Consider the following 22,341-nt stretch of genomic DNA (forward strand, 5'->3'; position numbering starts at 1 on the left):
ACAGCCGCCGCCCCTATCGCGAAGGGGCGGCTTTCGACGCCCCGCGCGCGCCGCGGGTGGGAGGCGCTTTCGGTCCCGTGTCCTCGGTGATCGGCACGGGCGCCGTCTAGGGTGATTGATTGATGCTGGTTATCAATCACCCGAAACCAGGTCTTTGTCTTCGATGAGTCCGGTTCCTACCGTGGGGAGATCGAGGACGACGGCCGGGAGGAGGCACCGCTGTGGAGCTGAGGCACCTGCGTTACTTCGCCACCGTCGCCGACACCTGTCACTTCGGCCGCGCCGCCGAGCGGTTGCACGTCGCCCAGCCTGCGCTGTCCCACACCATCCGCCAGCTGGAGGACGAACTGGGCGTCGCGCTGCTGGCGCGCACGACCAGGCAGGTGCGCATCACCCCGGCTGGCGAGTTCTTCCTGACCGAGGCGCGGCGTGTGCTCGCCGCCGTCGATGCCGGGGTGCGCGGGGTCCGCCGCATCGGTGCGGGCAGGCTCGGCCTGCTCCGGATCGGGTTCACCGGCACCGCCGCGTTCTCCCACCTGCCGCACCTGGCCAGGGCGCTCGCCCAGCGCGTGCCGCAGGTGGAGCTGGAAGTGCGCGCCGACCTGCTCACCGCCGAGCAGTGCGAGCACCTGCGCACCGGAACCCTCGGCATCGGCGTGCTCCGGCCGCCGGTGACCGGCGACGACATCGCCTACCGGGTGATCGAGGCGGAACCACTCGTCCTCGCGGTCCCGGCGGACCACCGGCTGGCGGCCGAACCGGTGGTGGCGATGGCGGACCTGCGTGCCGAACCTTTTGTCACCTACCACGAGCGCAACTCCGTTGTGCGCGAAGCGGTCGGGCGCAGTTGCCGCGACGCCGGGTTCACGCCGCGCCAGCAACACGAAGCGCCCGGCACCGCGACGCTGCTCGCGCTGGTGGCGGGCGGCCTCGGCATCGGTGTCGTGCCCGCGTCGGCCAGGGCGCTGCCGCTGGCGGGCGTGGTGTTCCGCGACCTGTCCGGTGCGGCGACCGTCGAGCTGGCGCTGGCCTGGCACCGCGAAACCCGCTCGCCGCTGGTGTCCACCGTGCTCGCGGAACTCGAGCACGTTTTCCCGTCCGCACCAGCGGAGGTCAGCTGAATGAAGATCACCAGGGTCGAGGCGATCCCGTTCGCCATCCCGTACCGCAAGCCGCTGCGGTTCGCCTCCGGTGAGGTGCGCGCCGCCGAGCACGTGCTCGTGCGGGTGCACACCGACGACGGCGTCATCGGGATCGCCGAGGCCCCGCCGCGGCCGTTCACCTACGGCGAGACCCAGGCGGGGATCATCGAAGTGCTCGACTCGATCTTCGCGCCGCAGGTGGTCGGGCTGAGCCTGCTCGACCGCGAGGTCGTGCACGCCAGGCTCGCGCGGACCGTCGGCAACCCGGCCGCGAAGTCGGCGCTGGACATGGCGATCTGGGACGCGCTGGGGCGAAGCCTGGACGTCTCGGTCACCGAACTGCTCGGCGGTTACACCGACCGGATGCGCGTGTGCCACATGCTCGGCTTCGACGAACCGGCCGCGATGGTCGCCGAGGCCGAGCGGATGCGCGCCACCCACGGCATCACCACGTTCAAGGTGAAGGTCGGCCGTCGCCCGGTCTCGCTGGACACGGCCGTGGTGCGGGCGCTGCGCGAGCACTTCGGCGACGGCGTCGAGCTGTACGTGGACGGCAACCGCGGCTGGACCGCCGCCGAATCCGCCCGCGCGATGGCGGAGATGGCCGATCTCGGGCTGCTGTTCGCCGAGGAGCTGTGCCCGGCCGACGACGTGCTCGGGCGGCGCTGGCTGGTGTCCCGTTTGGACGTGCCGTTCATCGCCGACGAGTCCGCGGTCACGCCCGCCGACGTCACCCGCGAGGTGCTCGGCGGTTCCGCCACCGCGATCAGCATCAAGACCGCCCGCACCGGGTTCACCCGGTCCCAGCGCACCCACCACCTCGCCGAGGGGCTCGGCCTGGAAGTGGTGATGGGCAACCAGATCGACGGCCAGCTCGGTTCACTGTGCACTGTCGCTTTTGGAGCCGCGCACGAGCTGACCGCCCGGCGCGCTGGCGAGTTGTCGAACTTCCTCGACATGAGCGACGACCTGCTCACCGAGCCGCTGCGGGTGACCGACGGCGAACTGGCCGTCCGGCCCGGTGCCGGTCTCGGTGCCGAGATCGATCCCGACAAGCTCCGGCGGTACCGCCAGGACCGCTGATCCCACCACGAATCAAGGAGGATTCATGACCGCCACCGCCGCGGCTTCCGGCGCCAGCGCCACCGAACGGTTCAAAAGCGACAAGCTCGCCGACCGGATCGGCACGCCGAAGGAACGCGTCAGCCTGCTCGCCCGCGAAGTGCTCGACGCCGTGCACGGCACGATCCGGCGGCACAAGGTCACCTACGACGAGTACAACGCGCTCAAGGCGTGGCTGATCAGCGTGGGCGAGGACGGTGAGTGGCCGCTGTTCCTCGACGTCTGGGTGGAGCACGTCGTCGAGGAGGTCGCCACCGAGCACCGGAAGGGCAACAAGGGCACCATCGAAGGCCCGTACTACGTTCCGGGCGCTCCAGAGCAGGGCGCCCGCGGCACGGTTCCCATGCGGGAGAACGAGCCCGGCACTCCACTGGTCTGGACCGGCCGGGTCACCTCGACGGGCGGTCCGGCGTTGCCGGGGGCGAAGATCGAGCTGTGGCACGCCGACGCGGATGGTTTCTACTCGCAGTTCGCGCCGGGCATTCCGGAGTGGAACCTGCGTGCCACCTTCACCGCCGGTGCCGACGGTGAGTTCGAGATCCACACGATCCGCCCGGCCCCGTACCAGATCCCGACCGACGGGGCCTGCGGGAAGCTGATCGCCGCCGCGGGCTGGCACGCCTGGCGCCCGGCGCACCTGCACGTCAAGGTTTCGGCGCCGGGGCACGAACTGCTGACCGCGCAGCTGTACTTCCCCGGCGACGCGCACAACGACGACGACATCGCGTCGGCGGTGAAGCCGGAACTCGTGCTCTCGCCCCAGTCGGACGGGCACGGGGAAACCGTCGAATACGGGTTCGCCCTCGATCCGGTGCGTTCCTGACGACCGTCCACTTGGGAGTGACCGATGCTTTACCACGTGCGCATGGACGTCCGCCTGCCCGCGGAAATGGACCCGTCGTCGCGCGCGGACCTGATCGCGCGCGAGAAGGCGTACAGCCAACGGCTGCAACGCGAAGGCAAATGGCCGCACCTGTGGCGCATCGCGGGGGAGTACGCGAACTTCTCGGTGTTCGACGTGGCCGACCACGACGAGCTGCACGCTCTGCTGTCCGGGCTGCCGTTGTTTCCTTATCTGGCGCTAGAAGTGACGCCGCTGGCTACGCACCCGTCGAAGGTCGTGAGTTGATTGCTCAGCCGGTGTCCCGCAGTCGGGGTAGTCGGTGATGAGCTGTGCACTGTGCGGTTCGGGTTGCCGTTGTTTCCTTATCTGGTGCTGGAGGTTACGCCGCTGGCTACGCATCCGTCGAAGGTCGTGAGTTGATTGCTCGACTGGTGTCCCGCAGTCGGGGTAGTCGGTGATGAGCTGTGCACTGTGCGGTTCGGGTTGCCGTTGTTTCCTTATCTGGCGCTAGAAGTGACGCCGCTGGCTACGCATCCGTCGAAGGTCGTGAGTTGATTGCTCAACTGGTGTCCCGCAGTCGGGGTAGTCGGCGATGAGCTGCGCCCTGTGCGGTTCGGGTTGCCGCTTTTCCCTTACCTGGCGCTGGAGGTCACGCCGCTGGCTACGCACCCGTCGAAGCTCGCGAGTTGATTCAACCGGCGTCCCGCAATTGGGCGGCGGCGTGTTCGACCGCGGGCGGAGCGGTGGCGATCACCTGGTCCAGCGTGCTCCGGGCGGTGGTCAGCTCGGTGATGGCGGCGCTGAGCCTGGCCCGCTCCCGGTGCAGGTCCACCAGCAGTTCGGGGCAGTCGGCGATGAGCCGCCCGCCCTCGGAACCCATGCACGGCAGCAGGTCCGCGATCGTGGTGGTGGACAGGCCCGCGGCGAGCAGGTTGCGGATGTGCTCGACGGTGGTGACATCGGCTTCGGCGTACACGCGGTAACCGCTCGGCAGGCGCCGCGGCCGCAGCAGGCCCTGCTCCTCGTAGTACCGCAGCAGGCGCTGGCTGACCCCGGTCCTGCGCTCCAGCTCGCTGATCCGCACGGCCCCTCCGAAATTCGCGCTTGACTCTCACATCTATGTGAGACTTTAGCGTCGCGGCATGTCCGATCGACAAGTCGAAATCTCCGCCGGGCCGCGTGCCTGGCTCGGCCTCGCCGTGCTGGTGCTGCCGACCGCGCTGCTGTCCATGGACGCCACCGTGCTCTACCTGGCGCTGCCCAGCCTCGCCGCGGACCTGGCGCCCAGCCCCGGCCAGCTGCTGTGGATCTCCGACGCCTACGGCTTCCTGGTCGCCGGGTTCCTGGTCACCATGGGCACGCTGGGCGACCGCATCGGCCGTCGCCGCCTGCTGCTGGTCGGCGCGGCCGCCTTCCTGGGGGTGTCCGTGCTGGCGGCCTACGCGCCGTCGGCCGAGCTGCTCATCGTCGCCCGCGGCCTGCTCGGTGTCGCGGGAGCCACGCTGATGCCGTCCACGCTCGCCCTGATCGGGAGCATGTTCGCCGATCCGCGGCAACGCGGGATCGCGATCGGGCTGTGGTCGGCCGGGCTGTCCGCCGGGGTGGCGCTCGGCCCGGTGGCCGGCGGGCTGCTGCTCGAATGGTTCTGGTGGGGCTCGGTGTTCCTGCTCGCCGTGCCGGTGATGGTCCTGCTGCTGGTCACCGGCCCGATCCTGCTGCCGGAACACCGCGACCCCGAGCCAGGACGGCTGGACCTGGCCAGCGTGGCGCTGTCGCTGGTGACCGTGCTGCCGGTGGTCTACGGCATCAAGCACGTCGCCGAGGGCGGATCGTTGCTGCCGGGCGTGCTCGCTCTGCTGGCCGGTGCGGGTGCCGGTGCGGTGTTCCTGCGACGGCAACGAGGGCTGCGGCGGCCGCTGATCGACCTCGCGCTGTTCACCGCGCGGCCGTTCCGGAACGCGCTGCTGGTGCTGCTCGCCGCGCTCGCCTGCGTGGCCGGGGTCTACCTGTTCGCCGCGCTCTACCTCCAGCAGGTGTCCGGGCTTTCCCCGATCGAGGCCGGGCTGTGGCTGGTGCCCTCCGCCGTCGCGATGGTCCTGACCTCGGTGGCGGCACCCGCGCTCGCACGCAGGGTGCCCCGGTTGCTCGCGTGGTCGCTGGTGGTCGCGGCGCTGGGGTTCCTGGCCATGGCCGTGGCTTCCGGGATCGCGCCGCTGGTCGCCGGGCTGGTGCTGATCTATCTCGGGCTGGGGCCGGTGATGGCGCTGAGCACGGACCTCGTGGTCGGCGCCGCGCCGCCGGACCGGGCCGGGGCGGCGTCGGCGCTGTCGGAAACCAGCGTGGAGTTCGGGCTGGCGCTGGGCGTGGCGGTGCTCGGCAGCATCGGCACCTTTGTCCAACGTGGACACGGGTTCACCGCCGGCCTCACCGTGGTCGCGGCGATCGGCGTGGCGGTGCTCCTCGGCCTCGCGCTGCTGCTGGGCCGGGTCACTCCAGCGGCACCGCGCTGAAGTGGTTGACCACGGCCGCCAGCACGAGGAAGTTGGGCACGTCGTTGGCCTTCACCGAGGACGTGAAGAACCGGCCCTTCACCTTCACGCGCAGGAACCCGCCTTCGATGCGGAGGGCGGAGATGTCGCCCCACGGCAGCACTTTGCCGTCGATGGCCAGGCCGTGGGGCAGGGCGGTCGCGGGGCCGAAGGCGACCTCGCGACCGGCCGACAGCTCCTGGAGCGTCCTGGGCAGGTGGGCGCGGGTGATGGCGTCTTCGAGCGCGGGACCCCAGACGTCGATCCGCTCGAACTGGGCCACGCGCAGCAGGTTGGTGAGATCGACGTCACCGGCGTTGCGCCACACCGCGCCGATGGCGACGCCCTGGCCCATCAGCACCGGCGGGGTGACCGGGTTGAGCAGGCCGTAGGACCACCGGGCGAACCGGTCCGAGCTGCCCGCCGGCTTGACCCCGTGCCGGATCAGCCTGGTCTCGTCGAACCGGTAGGGCAGCACCCGCCCCTTCGGCCCGCGGATGACCACGCCGTGGTCGAACACGTGCATTTCCTGGTCACCGCGGGCTTCCCTGGTGGTCATCGTGATGCCCGCCACGGCGGCGCCGATCATGAGCACGAACAACGCGCTCACGCCGATGCCGATGAAGCTGGTCAGCAGGCCCGCGCTGCCGAACAGGACCAGCACGAACGCGAACAGCACCAGCGCGGGGATGAGCCCGGCGAGCGAGCGCCGCTTCGGCATCGAGACGGGACGGAAGACGGACTGGCGCTCGCCCAGGCGCAGGCGCTGGGCGGCTTGGTCGACGGACTCGTGGTGCTCGGACATCGAGCTGGCTCCTCGCGGCGGTCTTGGTGTGCTGTCGAGACCGAAGCTGTCAGCGCGCGCCGGACCGGAGAAGGGCACCTAGCGGCCATTGCTGGCCGGTGGCCAGGACCAGCGCGGATTCCCAGGCGCGGTTTACTCCTGCCGGGTGGTGGGTAACCCTGACGCGACGCGTTGCCGCAAACAGGCGGCCGCAGACGGCGAGGGTGGTGGGCCAGATGGCGATGGAATCGCGGGACACGGCCAGGGGGGACCCCCAGGAAACCCGGTGCGATCTCGACGAAGTACCGCTCAGGCACGTGCGTGGCCTGGTGCGTGAAGTGCTGGCCGGACGGGACGGGCTGGAGGTCGACGACGCCGTCCTGGTCGCCGACGAGCTGGTCAGCAACGCACATCAGCACGGGAAGGCACCGCGGGCCTGCCGCCTGGTGCTGACCGGAGAGGGGCGGCTGCGGATCGAGGTCGACGACGCGGGCCCCGGCCAGCCGAAGATGCGCACCCCGGACCGGACCGGTGGGCGCGGCCTGCGCATGGTCAACCGGCTGGCGTCGGCGTGGGGCGTGGAGCGCTATCCGGGCCACAAGACCGTGTGGGCCGAGCTGGCCCTCGACGGCGTGGACGGCACCGGTCACGCCAGGCACCTGACCATCGCGCCGAACTGATCGAGCCGGTGGGCTCGGTGGGCTCGGTGGTATTTGGAGGCCGTGACATGCAACCCGTTTCCGTGCACGAAGCGCGCCCGCCGGGCGCCGTCGCGCCGCCGAAGCTGGACGTGGGCTTCCGGACGGTGGGCAGCACCCTGGTGCTCGCGGTCGGTGGTGAGATCGATCTGGAGACAGCGCCGTCGCTGACGGCGGCGGTGACCGCCCGCATCGATCACGGTCCGTGTGTCCTGGACCTGACCGAGGTCACCTTTCTCGGGGCGACCGGCCTGACGACCCTGCTGAACCTGGCCGCCTACGCGGACCGGCGGCAGCGGCGGCTGCCCATCGTGGTCGACGCGAACCGCCGCGTGATCAGGCCACTGCAGATCACCGGGCTGGACGAGGAACTGACCCTCTTCCACACCGTCGACGAGGCGATCAACGCCGGCGAACGGTGAGGTCGCGTTCCGGCCGGAAGTGGCGTGGGTACGGGGAAGGCAGCGACCAGTCACGCACACGCGGCGTTCCCTGTGCCCACGCGGCGAGCTGGTAGCCCAGGGTGAGCAGCGCGGCGATTTCGGCGATCATGATCAACAGCAACATCGGTGTCACTCCTTGTGGTTGCCAGAATGGACGGGTTGCTTCGGGGTCTCCGGCCGGATGAAGCCGGGACGTGCGGCCAGCAGGCCGCACCCGAGCTGCGGCACAGCGAGCAGGAGCAGCAGCCAGATCGGCGCCTGCCAGCCGCCGGTGACGCTGTGCAGCAGGCCGAAGGCGAGCGGGCCGGTCGCGGCGATGAGGTAGCCGCCGGACTGGGCCATGCCGGAAAGCCGTGCGGTGACGGCGGCGGTGGGGGAGCGGAGGTTGAGCAGGGTCAGGGCGAGCGGGAACGCGCTGCCGGTGGTCAGCCCGAAGATGGTGACCCACAGCCAGCCCGCCTGGGGCGCCACGAGCAGGCCACCGAGCCCGAGCACCAGGCCGGTCACCATCCCGAGCACGAGCGGCCGCTGGTCACGCAGCCGGGCGGCGAGCACCGGCACGCCGAAACCGAGTGGGATCCCGATGGTGACGATCACCGAGTTCATCATTCCGGCGGTGGCGGGCGTGAAGCCGTGCTCGCGCATGAGCTGGGGCAGCCAGGAAATCAGCGTGTAGAACATCAGCGACGCCAGGCCCATGAAAACCGTCACCGACCACGCCAGCGGGGAACGCAGCAGCGAGCCCGCGCTCTCGGTGCTTTCGCCCGCGGGCGGCCGATTCCGCGCGCGAGCCGCGAGCAGGCTCCACGCCACGGCGGCGACCACCGCCGGAAAAGCCCACGCCGCCAAGGAAAGCTGCCAGCCCGCCAGCTGCTCCAGCGGGACGGCCAGCCCGGCCGCGGCGGCACCGCTGACCGACATCAGCATCATCGACAGCCCGGTGAGCGAGCCCACGCGACCGGGGAACACCCGCTTGACCACCGCGGGCAGCAGCACGTTGCCCGTGGCGATCCCGGCTCCGGCCAGCACGGTCCCGGTGAACAACGCGGGCTTGGCCGGGAGCACGCGCAGCAGCACGCCGAGCGTGAGCACCAGCAGCGCGCCGGCGATGGCCGTCTCGGTGCCGAACCGCCGGGCGAGCGCCGGGGCGAGTGCGGAGAACACGCCGAGGCACAGCATCGGCAGGGTGGTGAGCACGCTGGTCTCGGTGTCGCTGAGCGCGAGATCACCGAGGATCGGCGGGACGCCGGTGATGGCGGCTCGCAGGTTGAGCGCGAGCAGCACCAGGCTGCCGAGGGTCCAGAGCGCGGTGAACCTGGTGATCGGGGGTGTGGAGGTCATCTCGCCTTCGTCCTGCGTGGTGGTGCCGTCAGAGACGAGCTTGCGACGATGATCCCCACAGGTCCAGGTTGCGTTTCCGGAGATCACCGTTAAGAATCGGCTACATGATCGACCTGCGCCGGCTCCACGTGCTGCGGGCCGTGGACCACTACGGCACGGTCACCGCGGCGGCCAAGGCCCTGCACTTCACCCCGTCGGCGGCGTCACAGCAGATCCGGCAGCTCGGCCGGGAGATCGGCGTGGTGCTGCTCGAACCGCAGGGCCGCCGGGTGCGGCTCACCCCGGCGGCACAACGGCTGCTGGCGCACGCCGAGGAGATCCAGGCACGCTGGGAACTGGCCGAGCTGGACCTGCGCGCCGACGGTGACCAGCCCGCCGGGCTGCTGCGCCTGGCCGGTTTCCCGGGTGCGGTGACCGCGTTGCTCGCCCCGGCCGCCGCCGCGCTCGTCGCGCGTCATTCGCGGCTCACCCCGCGGATCACCGAGGCCGAGGCCGCCGAATGCTTCGACCTGCTCTTCGACGGCGACGCCGACCTGGCCATCGTGGAGGCCAAGCCGGACGAGCCGCCGCGCGACCGGACCCGGTTCGATCAGCAGCCGCTGCTGGACGACCCGTTCGACCTGGTGGTAGCCGCCGGTCACCGGCTCGCCGGCCGGGACAGGGTCGATCTCGCCGAGGTCGCGGACGAGCCGTGGATCGTGCCCAGCGCGACGTGCACCTGCCGGACCCACGTGCTGGCCGCCTGCGGTGCGGCGGGCTTCACCCCGAATGCCGCACACGACTCGATGAACTGGAACGCCACCATTTCGCTGGTCGCGCACGGGCTCGGCGTGGCGCTGGTGCCCAGGCTGGCCCCGATCCCGGCGAACGCCGAGGTGGTCCGGCTGCCCAGCATCGGCGAGCCGCGGCGCAAGATCCTCACCGTCACCCGGCGCGGCGGCCGGTCCAGCCCCGCGGTCGCCGCCGCACTCGAAGAACTGGAACGCCTGGCACCCACGCTGCTCACCGTCTGACGGTCAGTCGGACGGCAGTTTCCGCCTCGCCACCAGGACGAGGACGGCAAGCAGCAGCGCGCCCCCGCCGCCGAGCAGCCAGGGCCAGTCCGTCCACGGTTTGCTGCCGTACACGGTGACGGCCTCGTTCTCGCCGGAGAGCCGGGTGAGGTCTCGCGCCACCAGGGTCACGTCGTCCGAGCTGAGCAGGTCGTTGTTCGCGCGGAACTCGTCGAGGCTGGTGTAGGTGTCCCCGTTGGTGTCGATCGCCTTGCCGTTGGCGAGGAAACAGGGTCAGCAGCTCCAGTGAGCCGTCCGCGCGCTTGACCACCGCGAGACGGCCGGAAACCTGCTGCGGATCACCTCCGGCCTCGCGCACCGCGCGGGTCGCGGCGGCGTTGAGAGCGCAGGAGGTGTCGAAGCCGTTCACCCGGCTGCATTTGCCCTTTTCCGTGCAGGGGAACGGGTTCAGCAACCGGGACAGCAACTGGTCCGGCGAGTAGAAGGCCGCGAGGCCCGCCTGCCGGTCTCCGGGGACTCGCCCTGGCCGGGCAGCCGGTCGTGCTTGACCGACGGCGAGGGCGGGGAGCAGCCCGGGTGCGGTGCGCATGCCCAGCAGTATGGGGAACGGATCGCACAGCCGGGCCGGGGTGACAGCAAGGTGACACGGATACCGTCCACAACGGACAGTTCCGCGCGGAAATGCGAGTAGCCGACCGGAGCCGGGGCCGTCCGCGCTGCTGGGAAGCGCTTCGCGCGGTCCGGCCGAACGCGAGTTGCCCACCGGCCTCGCCGACGGCGACGATATTCCGGTGACCAGCAAGGACTACGCGCGCTTCCTGCCGCCCCACCACCGCACGCGAGTGCCGTCGCGGCCGACCTGGTGGGACTGGCGTGGGCGCCGCGTGCACATCGCGCGTGCCACCGATCCCGATGCGCCGGTGCGCGTGCTCGTCATTCACGGCGCGGGCGGGTACTCCGGCGCGTTGTGGCCCTTCGCCGGGATCGCCGCCGGTGCGGCGGCCGAAGTGCTGGCGCCCGACCTGCCGCTCTACGGCGACACCGTCGAACCGCACCCCGGCCGCGTCCGCTACGAGACCTGGCTCGACCTGCTGTGCGACCTCGTCACCGCCGAACGCCGCGCTGACGACCGCCCGCTGGTGCTGCTCGGCGCCAGCATGGGCGGCATGCTCGCCTACGAGGTCGCGGCCCGCACCCGCCAGGTCGACGCCGTCGTCGCGACCTGCCTGCTTGATCCTTCCGCGCCGGCTGCCCGCCGCGCCGCCGCCCGCTTCAGCGCCACCGGCCGGTTCGCGCCCGCCCTTCTCGGCGCGCTCGACCGCGTTGCGAGCGAGCGGCTGCTGCCCATCCGCTGGCTCGTCGACATGAACAACATGAGCAACAACCCCGCGCTGTCCCGCTTGTGCGCCACCGATCCCCGCGGTGGCGGCACCCGCGTGCCGATCGGGTTCCTCGCCAGCTTCCTCGCTTTCCGGCCCACCGCACCGGAAACCTTCGACGCGGCACCGGTCACGCTGGTGCATCCCGCCGAGGACCGGTGGACCCCGGCCGAACTCAGCCTCCGCTTCCTCGACCGCATCCAGGCACCGACCACGCGGGTGCTGCTCGGCGGCTGCGGTCACTATCCGGTGGAAGAACCCGGCATCACCCAGCTGGCGCAGGCCTTGACGGCGCTGCGCCGGGAGCTGGCCGGGTAGCGGGTCAGCGCGGTGGGCGTGCGTCGATGAGCACGGCCGCGGTGATCAGCGCGGCGAGGAGGAGCAGGGCGATGAGCACGGCGTCGATCAGGGTGGCGAGCATGGTCAGCTCCGGGTTTCGGTGCGTTTGCGGGAGCGCAGGCTGGTCAGCGTGACGGTGGCCAGGATCAGCACGATGACCACGAGCGAGATCGGAGTGGGAATGGCGGGCACGGACGGCCAGATGCCGTGTGCCCAGTGCAGCACGAGCTTGACCCCGATGAAGGCGAGGATAAGCGCGAGCCCGTGGTTGAGGTGCACCAGCTTGGCGAGCGCGTTGTGCAGCACGAAATACAGCGCGCGCAGGCCGAGCAGCGCGAAGGCGTTCGTGGTGAACACCAGGTAGGGATCCTCGGTGATGCCGTAGACCGCGGGCACGGAGTCGACGGCGAAAACCACGTCGGTGGCGAAGACGGCCACGACCACCACGGCCAGCGGGGTCAGCGCGCGCCGGCCCCGCTCGTGCACGGTCAGCCGGGTGCCGCGGTAGTCGTCGGTGACCGGCATCAGCTTGCGCAGCAGGCGAACCGAGCGCATTCGCGACACGTCCCGGTTCATCCCGGCGCCGGTGACGGCTTCGTGCAGGATCTTGACCGCCGACAGGAACAGGATCGCGCCGAACACCAGGAACGCCCACGTGCCCGCCTGCAGCAGCGCGGCGCCCGCGGCGATGAAGATGCCGCGCAGCACCAGCGCGCCGGTGATGCCGTAGAGCAGCACCCGTTGCTGGACCTCGGCCGGCACGGCGAACGCGGACAGCAGGAGCATGAAGACAAAAAGGTTGTCCACCGACAGGGACTTCTCGACGACGAACCCGGTGGCGAACTCCAGCGCCTGCGTCCCGCCGAAGGTGGGCCACAGCCACAGCGCGAAAACCGCCGGCAGGGTCAGGTAGAACACCGACCAGCCGACGGCTTCACGCAGGGACACCTCGTGGGGGCGCCGGGTGACCAGGAAGTCGGTCAGCAGCAGGGCCAGCAGGACGGCGATGCTGAGCGCCCACAACCACGGCGAACCGATCGATGATGAGGGTGCGGCGGATTGGGCGAACATGGGCGGAGGCCTCCTCGAACACGGTCGGCGTTCGAGGTCTCCTTCACCCGGGTACCGGGCGCCCTGCCGGGGACACCGCCGTCAGTGTCCGTACTGACCGGCCAGAGCCTGTGGGAAGTACTCCCCTCAAGCCCCGAGTATCGGACAAAACAGACAACAGGTAAAGCGGGGTCACCCGGACGTGGTCCGCTTTCAGCGCTCCGGGGTGAGCACGACGACCGGGATCTCGCGGGTGGTCTTCTCGGCGTATTCGTTGTACAGCGGGAAAATCCCGGCCATCTGGGTCCAGAGCGATGCGCGCTCGGCGCGCGTGGCGACGCGGGCGCGGGCGGTGAACCGGCGGGTGCCCGCCTGCACGCCGACGGACGGGTCCGCCTGGAGATTGGTGAACCAGGCCGGGTGATCGTCGGCGCCGCCCTTGGACGCGACCACCACGAGGTCGTCGCCGGAGGTGCCGTAGATCAGGCAGGTGCGGCGGGGCAGCCCGGTGCGGCGGCCGGTGGTGGCGAGCACGAGCGTGTGCACGCCGTCGGATTCGTGGCCCTCGGTACCGCCGGAGGCCAGGTACCGGCGGGTGTGCTCGGCAACCCAGTCCCACTGCGAGTCGGTGGCGCGGTCGAGATCAGCGGCGACGGCCATGGTGGCGGTCCTTTCCGGGCTGGCTGGTGTGTGACACCCCTGGGTCGGAGCCGTCACGACGTTCTCGACACGGGCTTCGGGATTTTTTTTCGCGTGGTTCCCGAGACGTCAGCGCGCCTGAGCCTCCGGCAGCGTGAAGTGGACGCGGAAGGTCACCTGGGTGCCGTCGGTGTGGGTGCGGACGAGGTCGGCGAGTTCGTTGACCATCAGCAGGCCGCGTCCCCGGCGCTGGTGGTCGGGGGCGGGGAGTCGGCCGGCGAGTGGGTCGAGGCGCCCGCTCGGGGTGTGGTTGCTGGTCTGGAACACCAGGCTGTCCGCGGTGGTCCAGCCCGCCAGCGCGCCGGTGGTGTCACCGTGATCGATGCAGTTGGTGGCCAGTTCGCTGACCACGATCGCGACGTCGTCCTGCCGGTCGGGGGACAGGCCGGCGCGGGCGGCGTGGCCGACGGCCCACTGGCGGATGTCGGTGAGCGTGTGCGGGGTGAACCAGGTGGCGGGATACGTCGCCACTTCGCCGGGTTGGGGGAGCGGCTGGTTGTAGGTGTCCACGATCTGGCCGGGCGCGTAGTGCGGGCTGGTCCACCAGCGGTCGCCTTCGACGAGCAGCGGGTGGGTGGCGGTGGCGTCGGCGAGGGCGGTTTCGCTGAGGCGGCTGCTGTCGTAGGGGCAGAGGATGGTGGCGTCCCGGCCGCGGAAGGCGGCGTTGATCAGGGCTTCGTGTTGCGCGCAGGCGGGGTATTCGTCGTCGCTGCGACCGGCCCAGATGGGTTCGCCGATGATGCGGGCGCGGCGGCCGGGGTGCTGGTCGGCGAAGGCGCGCAGCACGCCGGGAATGATGCGGCCGGGGTTGCGGCCTGCTTCGGTCATGTCCAGCCACAGCACGCCGTCGTCGTGCACGGCGTCTTTGAGCGCCGTGAGGTTGGGGCCGGGCACGGCGACGGCGACCGGTTCGCCGTTGTCCAGCCCGGCCCGGACGAACGGCACGGTGGCGGCGAGGTAGTCGGTGTGGTCGCGGTAGAACAGGGCGGGGTGGGTGAAGGCGTCACCGTCGAGGGGACCGTGCCAGTCCAGCCTGGTGACCCCGGCAGGTCTGGAGGGGTCGGCATCCATGTGCGCGAATACCCGCATGGGTGCCCGTTCTAAACGGTGACGCGTGCCTCGTCTCGCCATGCCTGCCGGGCATGGCTGGCTAGGCTCCCGGCATGGAGGTGGAGCTGCGGCACCTGCGGGCGTTCGTCGCCGTCGCGACGCGCGGTTCGGTCACGGCCGCGAGCCGTGACCTGCTGATCACGCAACCGGCGCTGAGCCGGACGATCCAGCAGCTCGAAGCGGCGGTCGGGACGCGGTTGCTGGAGCGCGGCCCGCAGGGCGTCGAACCCACCGAAGCGGGCGGTGAGCTGCTCGGACGGCTGCGCGGGGTGCTGCGTGACCTCGACGCCGCGCTGGCCGCGGCCGGTGGCCACGCGGGACTGCGGATCGGCTTCCAGTGGGCGCTGCCCGATCCGTGGGCCAGCGACCTGCTGACCGCGTTCGAAACAGCCACCGGCGCGCGGGCGACCCTGCTGCGGCGCGACGACATCGTGGCCGTGTTGCACTCGGGTGAGGTCGACGCCGCTCTGGTGCGCGGGGAGGTCCACGCCTCCGGCATTTCCGGCACGGTGTTGTTCGAAGAGGACCGGCTGGCCGCGGTGTCCACGGATTCGGAGCTGGCGGCCCGCGGCGAGCTGGACTGGGCGGAGCTGCCCGCGCACCCCGTGGTGGTCAACACGGTCAGCGGCGCGACGAGCCCGCACCTCTGGCCACCGGGGAACCAGCCGTCGCAGGTGGTCGAATGCGGGAGTTACGACGAGTGGCTGGCGATCATCGCCGCCGGTCGTGGCATCGGGTCCACCACCCTCTCGGCCGCGCGGGCACACACCCACGCCCGCGTGACTTACCTGCCCCTGCGGGACGCGCCGCGGGTCGCGCTCCGACTGCTGTGGCCGACGCGCCGCACCAGCGACCCGCTGCTGCGGCGGTTCGGCGAGTGTGCCCGTTCCATGCGTGGCGCGCATGGATCTGACGCGAGCGGCATTTCCCACGGCGGCACGGGATTCCTAGGGTCGGTGGCGACGAACGACCCGTGAGGAGCGAGAACCGGTGGCCGACACGATTTCCGCGCTGGGGCTGTCCATCCCGGTGCTCGCCGCGCCCATGGCTGGTGGTCCGACCACGCCGCGTCTGGTGATCGCCGCCGCCGAAGCCGGTGGCGCCGGGGTGCTGGCGGGCGGCTACAAGTCCGCCGAGGCACTGGCCGCGCAGCTCGGCGAGGTGCGGGCGGCCGGGGTGCCGTTCGGGGTGAACCTGTTCGCGCCGAACCCGGTCCCGGTCGATCCCGGCGAATACGACCGCTACCGGAACGCGCTCCAGCCCGAAGCGGACCGGCTCGGCGTCGACCTCACCGGCATCCCGGTCACCGAGGACGACGACGCCTGGCGCGACAAGGTCGACCTGCTGCTGGCGGATCCGGTGCCGCTGGCCACGTTCACCTTCGGCCTTCCGGACCGTGCCGTGATCCGCGCGCTGCGGGCGGCCGGCACGGTGACCGGGCAGACCGTCACCACCGCCGCCGAAGCCGAGCAGGCCACCGCCGCCGGGGTGGATCTCCTGGTGGTGCAGGGCGCGGCCGCGGGCGGGCATTCCGGCACGCTGAGCCCGGACCGCCTGCCGGTGGAAAAACCGCTGGCGGACCTGGTGCGCGAGGTGGCGGGGGTGACGCGGCTGCCGATCGTCGCCGCCGGTGGTCTCACGCGCGGCGGCGACGTCGCCGACGTGCTGCACGCTGGTGCGGTAGCGGTGATGGTGGGCACGGTGCTGCTGCTCGCGGGCGAAAGTGGTGCCTCGGCAACGCATCGCGCGGCGCTCGGCCAGGCCGGGCCTGGGCAGACGGTGCTGACTCGCGCCTTCACCGGCCGTCCCGCGCGGGCGCTGCGGAACGCTTTCACCGACCGTTTCACCGCGACGGCGCCCGCGGGCTATCCGGCGCTGCACCACCTGACCAGCCCACTGCGCAAGGCCGCCGCGGCGGCCGGTGACGCGGACCGGCTCCACCTGTGGGCGGGCACGGGTTATCCCGATGCGACCGCCGAACCGGCCGCGGATATTCTTCGCCGTCTCAGCGCGCGTCTTTGACCCGGGCTGGGAAGGGGAAGCCGACGAGTTCTTCGGACACCGCCCAGATCCGGCGCGCGTCCTCCGTGCCGCGCAGGCGTGAGTACAGCTTCTGCTCAGCCGGGGGACCCGCGAGGTGCCGGAAACCGCTGGGCCCGTAGAGACGACCGCCTTCGGCAGCGGGTGAGGTGGCCGCGTGGAGCGCGGGCAGCAGCGCCGTTTCCACCTTGCCGAACAGGATGCCGCGTGCGGACAGCGCGCGGATGACCCGCACCAGCGCGGTGTCGCGCTCGCGGCCGACCTCCGGGCGCGCGGCCAGCAAGTTCGTCGGTGTCACCCCGGGGTGGGACAGATTGCTCGTGATGCCCCAGCCGCCGTCACGGCTGCGCCGGTCGAGTTCGAGGCCGAACAGGCCGAACGCGATCTTCGACTGGCTGTAGGCCTGGTTGCCGTGGTACTTCCGCTCCCACTGCAGATCGTCCCAGTTGATGCCGTGCTGGTCGGCGGCGATGCTGATCTGCGAGGTGACGCGCGCCCGCCCCTCGCGCAGCAGCGGCAGCAGCCGGGCCACCAGCGCGAAGTGCCCGAGGTGGTTGGTGCCGAACTGCAGCTCGAAACCGTCCTTTGTGGTCTGCCGGGCGGGCGGGGTCATCACCCCGGCGTTGTTCACCAGCAGGTGGATCGGCCGTCCTTCGCCGGTGAGCCGCTCGGCCAGTGCGGCCACGGAGTCCAAAGAGGACAGATCGAGGTCTCGCAGGGAGAGCCGGGCGCCGGGGTGCCGCTCGCGGATCTTCGCCAGCGCCGCCTCGCCCTTGCGCGGGTTGCGGACCGGCATGATCACCTCGGCGCCCGCCGCGGCGAGCCGGGTCGCCAGCCCCAGGCCGACGCCGTCGCTCGCGCCGGTGACCACCGCGAGCTTGCCGGTGAGGTCGGGCACCGGGATGTCCGGCGTGGTCTTCGCCATGGCCTTTTCCTTCTGCCGACTGCCTGACAACTGTCAGATTAAGCGTATTCTGACATCTGTCAAGTTTTGTCACCCGGCTGGGGCGGAGGTGCGGGCCATGGGGAGAATGAGCCGCATGGTGGGGAAGGAGCCGGTGACCGGCGCGGCGCGGGGACCGGGGCGCCCCGGCGCGGGCGCACCGCCCGTGCCCGCCGAGGCGGAGATCCTCCGGCGCGGCATGGAAGCCTTCGCCGAACTCGGGTACGACCGGACTTCGGCGCGGGAACTCGCTCGGCGCCTCGGCGTCAGCCACAACTTCATCAACGACCGCTACGGGTCCAAGGCCAATTTCTGGCGGGCCGTGGTGGACGCGATCCTCGAACCCGACCAGCGCGAACGGCAGCGGCTGCTCGAAGCCGAGATGGACGACACCGAGCGGGTGCGCGCGATGATCACGCACTTCTACCGGGCCGCCGTCGAGGCGCCGCTGCTCGGCCGCCTGCTGGCCGACGAGTTCGGCCGCGAGTCCGAGCGGCTCGACTACCTGTACGAGCACTACGTGGCGCCGACGCTCGGCCCACTGGTGCCCGCGGTCGACCGGCTCATGGCGGCGGGCCGGATGCCGGCGGTGCCGATCGACGTGCTGTTCTTCGCCGTGATCAGCCCGGTCGCCGGGCTGGTGCAACTGCCGCTGGCGCACCGGCTCGGCCGGGCCGAGCCGGTGACCAGGGAAAGCCAGGAACGCACCGCGCGGCAGCTCGCGGACCTGGTGGTGGACGGCCTGCTCGGCCGGAACCACGCGGACTGAGGTTCGTCAGGCGGCCCGCAGGTCGGCGGCCTGGAACAGGCGGCCGCCCCGCACCACCTGGTCGACGAAGTGCAGATTGGTCAGGTCCGCCAGCGGATCGGCCGACAGGAGCACCAGGTCGGCCAGCTTGCCGGGGGCCAGGCAACCCCGATCGTGGCGTCCGAGCATCCGGGCCGCGCCGAGCGTGGCGCCGCTGAGCACCTCGCGCGGGCTGAGTCCGGCTTCGCCGTTCAGCACCAGCTCGAGATGACCGGCGATGCCCAGCGCCTCGCCGAACGAACCGCCGTCGGTGCCGAACGTGACGTTGGCGCCGCTGCGCGCCACCGGCTCGGCGTTGGCACGCAGGTGCACCAGGTGCGCGCGCATGGCTGCCGGGTCCACTGTGGACTCGATCGCCGCGATGGCCTCCGGGCCGCGCAGGTTGTCGTAGGTCGCGGCGGGCACCAGGCCCCGGCGGTCGTAGGCCTGCTGCCTGCCGACCGTGCCGACGACGTCCCCGAACACCTCGAAGATCATCATGGTGCTCACGTAGGAGGCGCCGGTCCGGCCCAGCAGCCGGAGGAAGTCGCGGTCGACCGGCTCGTCGAGCACCCCGTGCAGCAGGCCGGCGGCACCGGCTTCGAGCGCCTGGGCGGCGAGCCGCTTCGCCGGGGCGTGGAAGAACACCTTGAGACCGCGCCGGCGCGCGGCGCGCACGATCGCCTCCTGCGTGTCGATCGGCATGGTCTTGAGCAGCGGGCTGCGGCCCCAGAACCAGTCGTCGTTGGCGGCCTTGATGGCGTCCACGCCCGCGGCGGCGAGCCCGTCGACCACCTCGAAGGCGTGGTCGGGGCCGGTGACCACCACGGTGGTTTCCGGCATATCGAAGTCACCCCAGCCGCCGGGGCTGCCGAGCATGGGGCCGGTGCCCAGGTACCGCGGCGACGGCGCGTCGGGTGCCGCCGAATGCGCCTTGAGCACGGCGAAGTCGGCCAGTGAGCCGAACGGGTCGAACACCGTGGTGTAGCCGAAAGCCAGCAGCTTGGACAGGTTCGCGGCCCGCTCGGCGGCGGTGCTGCCGCCGAGGTGCTGGTGCGCGTCGATCAGGCCGGGCATGACGAACCGGCCGCGGCCGTCGACCACCTCGGCGCCCGGCGGGACCGGGACGTGCCTGCCGACCTGGACGATCCGGTCGCCGGTGATCAGCACGGTGGCTTCCGGCAGCGTCCGGCTGCCGTCGAACACCGTCGCGCCGGTGATCGCCCAGGTGCGCGGCGGTGCGGCGGCGGCGATCGGGGCCAGCGCGGTGGCGGCCAGCGCGCCGCCCGCCCCGGCCAGGAGCGCGCGGCGGCCGAGCGTGCGGGCGCCGGTGGGTGCGGACGGTCTCGCGTGAAGATGGCACATCGGTAGAACCCCCAGGTCCGATCGAGGTGGAAGGTGCCCGGCATTCTTCGCCGCGGCGGGCGCCGGGGCAAGGCCGGTTGATCGTCACGGGATCGGCACTGGAAAGCTCGATCGGGTGAACTCGGTGATTCGCCTCGGCATGCTGGTCGGGGTGGGCGTGGCGCTCGGCGCCTGCTCCAGTCCCGCGGTGGTGCCCCCGCCGCCGGTGCCGGTGCCGTCGTCGGCCGCCCCGGCCCCGGTCTGCCCGGAGTCCGGCGTGAAGATCACCGCCGGTGAGGTGGAGGGCGCTTCGGGCCTGCGGGCGCTCGGCCTGGTGCTGACCAACTGCGGTACGCGCGACTACACCGCGAACGGTTATCCGGTGGTCCGGGTGCTGGACGCGAACGGGCAGCCGCTCGGCATCGTGGTCGGCAACGGCTCGGCTCCGGTCAGCGCGCCGGACAGCTACGACGTGGTGCCCCAGCCGGGGACGCTGGGCCCCGGCGGTCAGGTGACGGCGCGGTTGCTGTGGCGCAACACGGTGACCGACCCGGCGGTGCTGGCCAAGCACGGCGAGCACCTGGAAATCGCGCCGGCCGCCGGGGAACCGGCGCAGGTGGTCACCCCACGTGGTGGCGTGGACCTCGGCACCACCGGACGGCTGGCGGTGAACGCCTGGGCCGCGCGCCCCTGACCCGATGCGCGTAATCCGGCGGGCAATTCTCGGGTAAACGTTTACTTGATCTCGGACCGGCGGTAACGTCGGCCTGCGCCGGAGGGGAGTTCCGAGCGGCGGGCCGGGGGAGGCCCGCCGTTTCGGAGAATTGATCACACCACTGGGTGGTTTCGCGATTCCGCGTGTTCTGGCGCGCGCTTTTTCAGCAACGGAAATGGAGTGCGATCATGAGAAACAGAACCATGGCCGGTCGTTTCGCGGCCGCGCTGTTCGCCGGTTCACTGACCGCGTTGTGCCTGCTGGCCCCGTCCGCTTCGGCAGCGCAGCGGAGTTGGTCACCCGATCCGCGCGGGCCCGGCGACACCTACCCCGGCAATTGGCACTGCAATACCGGCCCCTACGTCGACGCCTGCGTGATCAATTCCCACAACGGGACGCAGCCGGTGTACAAGGCGGTGATGGTGGTCAAAAACGACACCAATCTGGGAATTCAGCTCTCGGCCCCGGTCATCAACATGTGGGCCGGGCCGAGCACGTCGAAGCAGATTCGTGACGACGGTTGTTACAACAGCGGGCTTTCGTCGGAGTACGCGGCCGCCTGTTACGGAACCGCGGCGACGTTGTCCGTGGTGTGCTCCATCAAGCCGGGAGCCACCTACGTCACGGCCAATGCCGCGGTCAACGTCGACGGTGCGCGGCAGACGAAGGTGAGCATGGTCGAGGTCAACTGCTGAGCGGACCTCGCCCGGTCACCACGCGAGGTGGTCCACGGCCAGCCAGGTCCGCCCGGCCAGCACCGCCGGGGTCACGCCGGTGAAGGCCACTACGTCCCGGTGCAGGTGCGGCTGGTCGACGTAACCGCTGCCCACCGCCACCCCGGCCGGGTCCTCGCCCGCGGCCAGGCGGTGGGCGGCGTGGTCGAAGCGCACCAGCCTCGCCGCCCGCTTGGGCGCGAGGCCGATCTGGGTCCGGAACCGGGACCACAGTCGCTTGCGGCTCCACCCGAGTTCGACCGCCAGCTCGTCGATCCGGACCCGGCCGCGGGTGCGCGCGATCCGGTGCCACGCCCACGCCACCTCGCGTTCCACCGCCGTCTTCGCCGTTTCCAGCCGCCGGGTGAGCAGCGCTTCCGCCAGTGCGAACCGGTCCGGCCACGACCGGGCCCCGGCCAGTTGCTCCCGCACCCGCGCCGCGCCCCGGCCCCACAGGTCGTCGAGCGTCACCGCCACGTGGTCCAGTTCCGCCGGGGACACGCCCAGCACCGCGTGCGCGGTCACCGGCGACAGGCGCACCTGCACGCATTCGACCCGCTCGCCGCGCACCCGCACCGCGCCGTGCATGAACCCGGTGACCAGGCTGCCCTGCCGCTGCCTGCCGGTGGCGGCGTCGACCACGAGCGGGCCGTCGCCGAACCCGAGCGCCAGGGTGACCGCCGGGTGGGGCACGACCCGCACGTCGACCGGGCCCGCGCCGCGGTCGCGGAACCCGGCCATGCGGACGCCGGGCAACCGGCCGGGCCGCGACGGCCGCGCGACCCGCCACCTGGCCACCGCCTCGGCTTCCGGCGCGAACATCTGTCCAGAGTAGCCGGACGGAACATTCGTCCAAGACGCCGGCACCGCCCGCCGGGACAGTGGATGCCATGAGCCACCACAACATCCAGCCCTTCTTCGAGGCACTGGCCAGCCGTGACGCGGACCGGATCGCGGCGGTGCTCACCGAGGACTCGGAATGGTTTTCACCGCCTGGCAACGCCGTTGCCGTCGCACTCGAAGCAACCAACCACATGAAAGGCCGCGCGGCGATCGTCCAGTTCTTCGCCGACGAGTTACCGCGGTTGTTCGTGCGCGATGTCGGTGTCACCTTCAACGGTGTCCATTCGGCTGGTGAGCACGTGGTCGTGGAAGCCGAGCTGACGGCCACCCTGCCCGACGGCAACCGCTACCTCAACGACTACTGCTTTGTCGTCGAGTTCCGGAACGGGCTGGTGCACCGGGTCCGCGAATACGCCGACACCCCTCGTGGACTCAAGTGCGGATGAAGCGCGGGTGGTGACCGG

28 protein-coding genes are annotated in these 22,341 nt (G+C 71.3%); 17 read left to right on the plus strand and 11 right to left on the minus strand.

Annotated elements, in window-relative coordinates; translation table 11 throughout:
- Nucleotides 1-221: 221 nt before the first annotated feature.
- The 6 genes from A4R43_RS03025 to A4R43_RS43760 all read left to right on the plus strand — a co-directional run bounded on the left by A4R43_RS03025 (nt 222) and on the right by A4R43_RS43760 (nt 3,798).
- On the plus strand, nt 222-1,121 hold the full coding sequence (locus A4R43_RS03025; RefSeq protein WP_113690876.1) for a LysR family transcriptional regulator: 900 nt from the start codon (nt 222-224) through the stop codon (nt 1,119-1,121).
- Nucleotides 1,122-2,225, plus strand: coding sequence for a mandelate racemase/muconate lactonizing enzyme family protein (locus A4R43_RS03030; protein ID WP_113690877.1), 1,104 nt, complete (start codon nt 1,122-1,124; stop codon nt 2,223-2,225). It begins immediately after the preceding gene.
- A gap of 25 nt (nt 2,226-2,250) precedes the next feature.
- Nucleotides 2,251-3,087 carry a catechol 1,2-dioxygenase gene (gene catA / locus A4R43_RS03035; RefSeq protein ID WP_113690878.1) on the plus strand — a complete coding sequence of 279 codons (837 nt, stop codon included), beginning with the start codon at nt 2,251-2,253 and terminating at the stop codon, nt 3,085-3,087.
- Nucleotides 3,088-3,111: 24 nt separating this feature from the next.
- Nucleotides 3,112-3,393: a muconolactone Delta-isomerase gene (gene catC / locus A4R43_RS03040; RefSeq protein WP_113690879.1), complete on the plus strand. Its 282-nt coding sequence runs from the start codon at nt 3,112-3,114 to the stop codon at nt 3,391-3,393.
- Nucleotides 3,394-3,579: 186 nt separating this feature from the next.
- Nucleotides 3,580-3,663 carry a hypothetical protein gene (locus A4R43_RS43755; RefSeq protein ID WP_236809416.1) on the plus strand — a complete coding sequence of 28 codons (84 nt, stop codon included), beginning with the start codon at nt 3,580-3,582 and terminating at the stop codon, nt 3,661-3,663.
- A gap of 51 nt (nt 3,664-3,714) precedes the next feature.
- Complete coding sequence (locus A4R43_RS43760; protein WP_236809417.1) at nt 3,715-3,798, plus strand: hypothetical protein; 84 nt, start codon at nt 3,715-3,717, stop codon at nt 3,796-3,798.
- A 1-nt stretch (nt 3,799) separates the two neighbouring features.
- Here the strand turns inward: A4R43_RS43760 and A4R43_RS03060 are convergent, their stop codons facing one another.
- A complete protein-coding gene (locus A4R43_RS03060) occupies nt 3,800-4,192 on the minus strand; it encodes a MerR family transcriptional regulator (protein ID WP_113690883.1) in 393 nt (130 codons plus the stop codon).
- A gap of 58 nt (nt 4,193-4,250) precedes the next feature.
- Between A4R43_RS03060 and A4R43_RS03065 the strand changes: the two genes are divergently transcribed.
- Nucleotides 4,251-5,618, plus strand: coding sequence for an MFS transporter (locus A4R43_RS03065; RefSeq protein ID WP_113690884.1), 1,368 nt, complete (start codon nt 4,251-4,253; stop codon nt 5,616-5,618).
- On the opposite strand, the gene A4R43_RS03070 is transcribed toward A4R43_RS03065, so the two are convergent.
- Complete coding sequence (locus A4R43_RS03070; RefSeq protein ID WP_113690885.1) at nt 5,596-6,441, minus strand: DUF6585 family protein; 846 nt, start codon at nt 6,439-6,441, stop codon at nt 5,596-5,598. The genes A4R43_RS03065 and A4R43_RS03070 overlap by 23 nt on opposite strands.
- A 215-nt stretch (nt 6,442-6,656) precedes the next feature.
- Here A4R43_RS03070 and A4R43_RS03075 point away from each other — a divergent pair, with 215 nt between their 5' ends.
- Together A4R43_RS03075 and A4R43_RS03080 are read left to right on the plus strand one after the other, a co-directional pair.
- Complete coding sequence (locus A4R43_RS03075; RefSeq protein ID WP_113690886.1) at nt 6,657-7,100, plus strand: ATP-binding protein; 444 nt, start codon at nt 6,657-6,659, stop codon at nt 7,098-7,100.
- Nucleotides 7,101-7,147: 47 nt separating this feature from the next.
- Nucleotides 7,148-7,540, plus strand: coding sequence for an STAS domain-containing protein (locus tag A4R43_RS03080; protein ID WP_113690887.1), 393 nt, complete (start codon nt 7,148-7,150; stop codon nt 7,538-7,540).
- On the opposite strand, the gene A4R43_RS42545 is transcribed toward A4R43_RS03080, so the two are convergent.
- A complete protein-coding gene (locus A4R43_RS42545; protein WP_162788295.1) occupies nt 7,521-7,685 on the minus strand; it encodes a hypothetical protein in 165 nt (54 codons plus the stop codon). The genes A4R43_RS03080 and A4R43_RS42545 overlap by 20 nt on opposite strands.
- A gap of 5 nt (nt 7,686-7,690) precedes the next feature.
- Nucleotides 7,691-8,902 (minus strand): CynX/NimT family MFS transporter, encoded by a 1,212-nt coding sequence (locus tag A4R43_RS03085; RefSeq protein ID WP_113690888.1) that lies wholly within the window; start codon nt 8,900-8,902, stop codon nt 7,691-7,693.
- A 104-nt stretch (nt 8,903-9,006) separates the two neighbouring features.
- Between A4R43_RS03085 and A4R43_RS03090 the strand changes: the two genes are divergently transcribed.
- Nucleotides 9,007-9,915, plus strand: a complete 909-nt coding sequence (locus tag A4R43_RS03090; protein WP_113690889.1) for a LysR family transcriptional regulator — start codon at nt 9,007-9,009, stop codon at nt 9,913-9,915.
- A gap of 3 nt (nt 9,916-9,918) precedes the next feature.
- On the opposite strand, the gene A4R43_RS42550 is transcribed toward A4R43_RS03090, so the two are convergent.
- Entirely contained in the window at nt 9,919-10,077 is a 159-nt protein-coding gene (locus A4R43_RS42550) for a hypothetical protein (RefSeq protein ID WP_162788296.1), read from the minus strand.
- Between the two features lie 629 nt (nt 10,078-10,706).
- Between A4R43_RS42550 and A4R43_RS03095 the strand changes: the two genes are divergently transcribed.
- Nucleotides 10,707-11,612 carry an alpha/beta hydrolase gene (locus tag A4R43_RS03095; RefSeq protein WP_113697309.1) on the plus strand — a complete coding sequence of 302 codons (906 nt, stop codon included), beginning with the start codon at nt 10,707-10,709 and terminating at the stop codon, nt 11,610-11,612.
- A gap of 105 nt (nt 11,613-11,717) precedes the next feature.
- On the opposite strand, the gene A4R43_RS03100 is transcribed toward A4R43_RS03095, so the two are convergent.
- From A4R43_RS03100 to A4R43_RS03110, 3 genes are all read right to left on the minus strand, one after another.
- Entirely contained in the window at nt 11,718-12,704 is a 987-nt protein-coding gene (locus A4R43_RS03100) for a TerC/Alx family metal homeostasis membrane protein (RefSeq protein ID WP_113690890.1), read from the minus strand.
- Nucleotides 12,705-12,896: 192 nt separating this feature from the next.
- Entirely contained in the window at nt 12,897-13,343 is a 447-nt protein-coding gene (locus A4R43_RS03105) for a nitroreductase family deazaflavin-dependent oxidoreductase (protein WP_113690891.1), read from the minus strand.
- Between the two features lie 108 nt (nt 13,344-13,451).
- A complete protein-coding gene (locus A4R43_RS03110) occupies nt 13,452-14,471 on the minus strand; it encodes a sensor histidine kinase (protein WP_236808745.1) in 1,020 nt (339 codons plus the stop codon).
- 74 nt (nt 14,472-14,545) lie between these two features.
- Here A4R43_RS03110 and A4R43_RS03115 point away from each other — a divergent pair, with 74 nt between their 5' ends.
- On the plus strand, nt 14,546-15,469 hold the full coding sequence (locus A4R43_RS03115; RefSeq protein WP_113690893.1) for a LysR family transcriptional regulator: 924 nt from the start codon (nt 14,546-14,548) through the stop codon (nt 15,467-15,469).
- A gap of 13 nt (nt 15,470-15,482) precedes the next feature.
- Nucleotides 15,483-16,514: a nitronate monooxygenase gene (locus A4R43_RS03120; protein ID WP_113690894.1), complete on the plus strand. Its 1,032-nt coding sequence runs from the start codon at nt 15,483-15,485 to the stop codon at nt 16,512-16,514.
- Here the strand turns inward: A4R43_RS03120 and A4R43_RS03125 are convergent.
- Nucleotides 16,498-17,457: an SDR family oxidoreductase gene (locus tag A4R43_RS03125; protein ID WP_113690895.1), complete on the minus strand. Its 960-nt coding sequence runs from the start codon at nt 17,455-17,457 to the stop codon at nt 16,498-16,500. The genes A4R43_RS03120 and A4R43_RS03125 overlap by 17 nt on opposite strands.
- Nucleotides 17,458-17,572: 115 nt before the next feature.
- Here A4R43_RS03125 and A4R43_RS03130 point away from each other — a divergent pair, with 115 nt between their 5' ends.
- Nucleotides 17,573-18,244, plus strand: a complete 672-nt coding sequence (locus tag A4R43_RS03130) for a TetR/AcrR family transcriptional regulator (RefSeq protein ID WP_205215226.1) — start codon at nt 17,573-17,575, stop codon at nt 18,242-18,244.
- Nucleotides 18,245-18,250: 6 nt separating this feature from the next.
- Here A4R43_RS03130 and A4R43_RS03135 read toward each other — a convergent pair whose 3' ends face one another.
- Nucleotides 18,251-19,627 (minus strand): amidohydrolase family protein, encoded by a 1,377-nt coding sequence (locus A4R43_RS03135; RefSeq protein WP_113690897.1) that lies wholly within the window; start codon nt 19,625-19,627, stop codon nt 18,251-18,253.
- 115 nt (nt 19,628-19,742) lie between these two features.
- Between A4R43_RS03135 and A4R43_RS03140 the strand changes: the two genes are divergently transcribed.
- Both A4R43_RS03140 and A4R43_RS03145 read left to right on the plus strand, forming a co-directional pair.
- A complete protein-coding gene (locus A4R43_RS03140; RefSeq protein ID WP_236808747.1) occupies nt 19,743-20,300 on the plus strand; it encodes a DUF4232 domain-containing protein in 558 nt (185 codons plus the stop codon).
- A 209-nt stretch (nt 20,301-20,509) separates the two neighbouring features.
- Nucleotides 20,510-21,016 (plus strand): hypothetical protein, encoded by a 507-nt coding sequence (locus A4R43_RS03145; protein WP_162788297.1) that lies wholly within the window; start codon nt 20,510-20,512, stop codon nt 21,014-21,016.
- 15 nt (nt 21,017-21,031) lie between these two features.
- Here A4R43_RS03145 and A4R43_RS03150 read toward each other — a convergent pair whose 3' ends face one another.
- Complete coding sequence (locus tag A4R43_RS03150) at nt 21,032-21,856, minus strand: helix-turn-helix domain-containing protein (protein WP_113690899.1); 825 nt, start codon at nt 21,854-21,856, stop codon at nt 21,032-21,034.
- A gap of 68 nt (nt 21,857-21,924) precedes the next feature.
- Between A4R43_RS03150 and A4R43_RS03155 the strand changes: the two genes are divergently transcribed.
- Nucleotides 21,925-22,323, plus strand: a complete 399-nt coding sequence (locus A4R43_RS03155) for a nuclear transport factor 2 family protein (RefSeq protein WP_113690900.1) — start codon at nt 21,925-21,927, stop codon at nt 22,321-22,323.
- Nucleotides 22,324-22,341: the final 18 nt, after the last annotated feature.

Origin of the sequence: Amycolatopsis albispora (assembly GCF_003312875.1) — a bacterium.
In the GTDB taxonomy this organism is placed as follows: domain Bacteria; phylum Actinomycetota; class Actinomycetes; order Mycobacteriales; family Pseudonocardiaceae; genus Amycolatopsis; species Amycolatopsis albispora.

Excerpts from the sequence above, each read along its gene's own strand:
- A4R43_RS03030 (WP_113690877.1), top strand. The coding sequence starts at position 1,122 with ATGAAGATCACCAGGGTCGAGGCGATCCCGTTCGCCATCCCGTACCGC.
- A4R43_RS03130 (WP_205215226.1), top strand. The coding sequence starts at position 17,573 with ATGGTGGGGAAGGAGCCGGTGACCGGCGCGGCGCGGGGACCGGGGCGC.
- A4R43_RS03135 (WP_113690897.1), bottom strand. The coding sequence starts at position 19,627 with ATGTGCCATCTTCACGCGAGACCGTCCGCACCCACCGGCGCCCGCACG.
- A4R43_RS03070 (WP_113690885.1), bottom strand. The coding sequence starts at position 6,441 with ATGTCCGAGCACCACGAGTCCGTCGACCAAGCCGCCCAGCGCCTGCGC.
- A4R43_RS03085 (WP_113690888.1), bottom strand. The coding sequence starts at position 8,902 with ATGACCTCCACACCCCCGATCACCAGGTTCACCGCGCTCTGGACCCTC.
- A4R43_RS03105 (WP_113690891.1), bottom strand. The coding sequence starts at position 13,343 with ATGGCCGTCGCCGCTGATCTCGACCGCGCCACCGACTCGCAGTGGGAC.
- A4R43_RS42545 (WP_162788295.1), bottom strand. The coding sequence starts at position 7,685 with ATGTTGCTGTTGATCATGATCGCCGAAATCGCCGCGCTGCTCACCCTG.
- A4R43_RS03075 (WP_113690886.1), top strand. The coding sequence starts at position 6,657 with ATGGCGATGGAATCGCGGGACACGGCCAGGGGGGACCCCCAGGAAACC.
- A4R43_RS03125 (WP_113690895.1), bottom strand. The coding sequence starts at position 17,457 with ATGGCGAAGACCACGCCGGACATCCCGGTGCCCGACCTCACCGGCAAG.
- catA (WP_113690878.1), top strand. The coding sequence starts at position 2,251 with ATGACCGCCACCGCCGCGGCTTCCGGCGCCAGCGCCACCGAACGGTTC.
- A4R43_RS03065 (WP_113690884.1), top strand. The coding sequence starts at position 4,251 with ATGTCCGATCGACAAGTCGAAATCTCCGCCGGGCCGCGTGCCTGGCTC.
- A4R43_RS03150 (WP_113690899.1), bottom strand. The coding sequence starts at position 21,856 with ATGTTCGCGCCGGAAGCCGAGGCGGTGGCCAGGTGGCGGGTCGCGCGG.
- A4R43_RS03080 (WP_113690887.1), top strand. The coding sequence starts at position 7,148 with ATGCAACCCGTTTCCGTGCACGAAGCGCGCCCGCCGGGCGCCGTCGCG.
- A4R43_RS03115 (WP_113690893.1), top strand. The coding sequence starts at position 14,546 with ATGGAGGTGGAGCTGCGGCACCTGCGGGCGTTCGTCGCCGTCGCGACG.
- A4R43_RS03155 (WP_113690900.1), top strand. The coding sequence starts at position 21,925 with ATGAGCCACCACAACATCCAGCCCTTCTTCGAGGCACTGGCCAGCCGT.
- A4R43_RS03090 (WP_113690889.1), top strand. The coding sequence starts at position 9,007 with ATGATCGACCTGCGCCGGCTCCACGTGCTGCGGGCCGTGGACCACTAC.
- catC (WP_113690879.1), top strand. The coding sequence starts at position 3,112 with ATGCTTTACCACGTGCGCATGGACGTCCGCCTGCCCGCGGAAATGGAC.
- A4R43_RS03100 (WP_113690890.1), bottom strand. The coding sequence starts at position 12,704 with ATGTTCGCCCAATCCGCCGCACCCTCATCATCGATCGGTTCGCCGTGG.
- A4R43_RS03110 (WP_236808745.1), bottom strand. The coding sequence starts at position 14,471 with ATGCGGGTATTCGCGCACATGGATGCCGACCCCTCCAGACCTGCCGGG.
- A4R43_RS03145 (WP_162788297.1), top strand. The coding sequence starts at position 20,510 with ATGAGAAACAGAACCATGGCCGGTCGTTTCGCGGCCGCGCTGTTCGCC.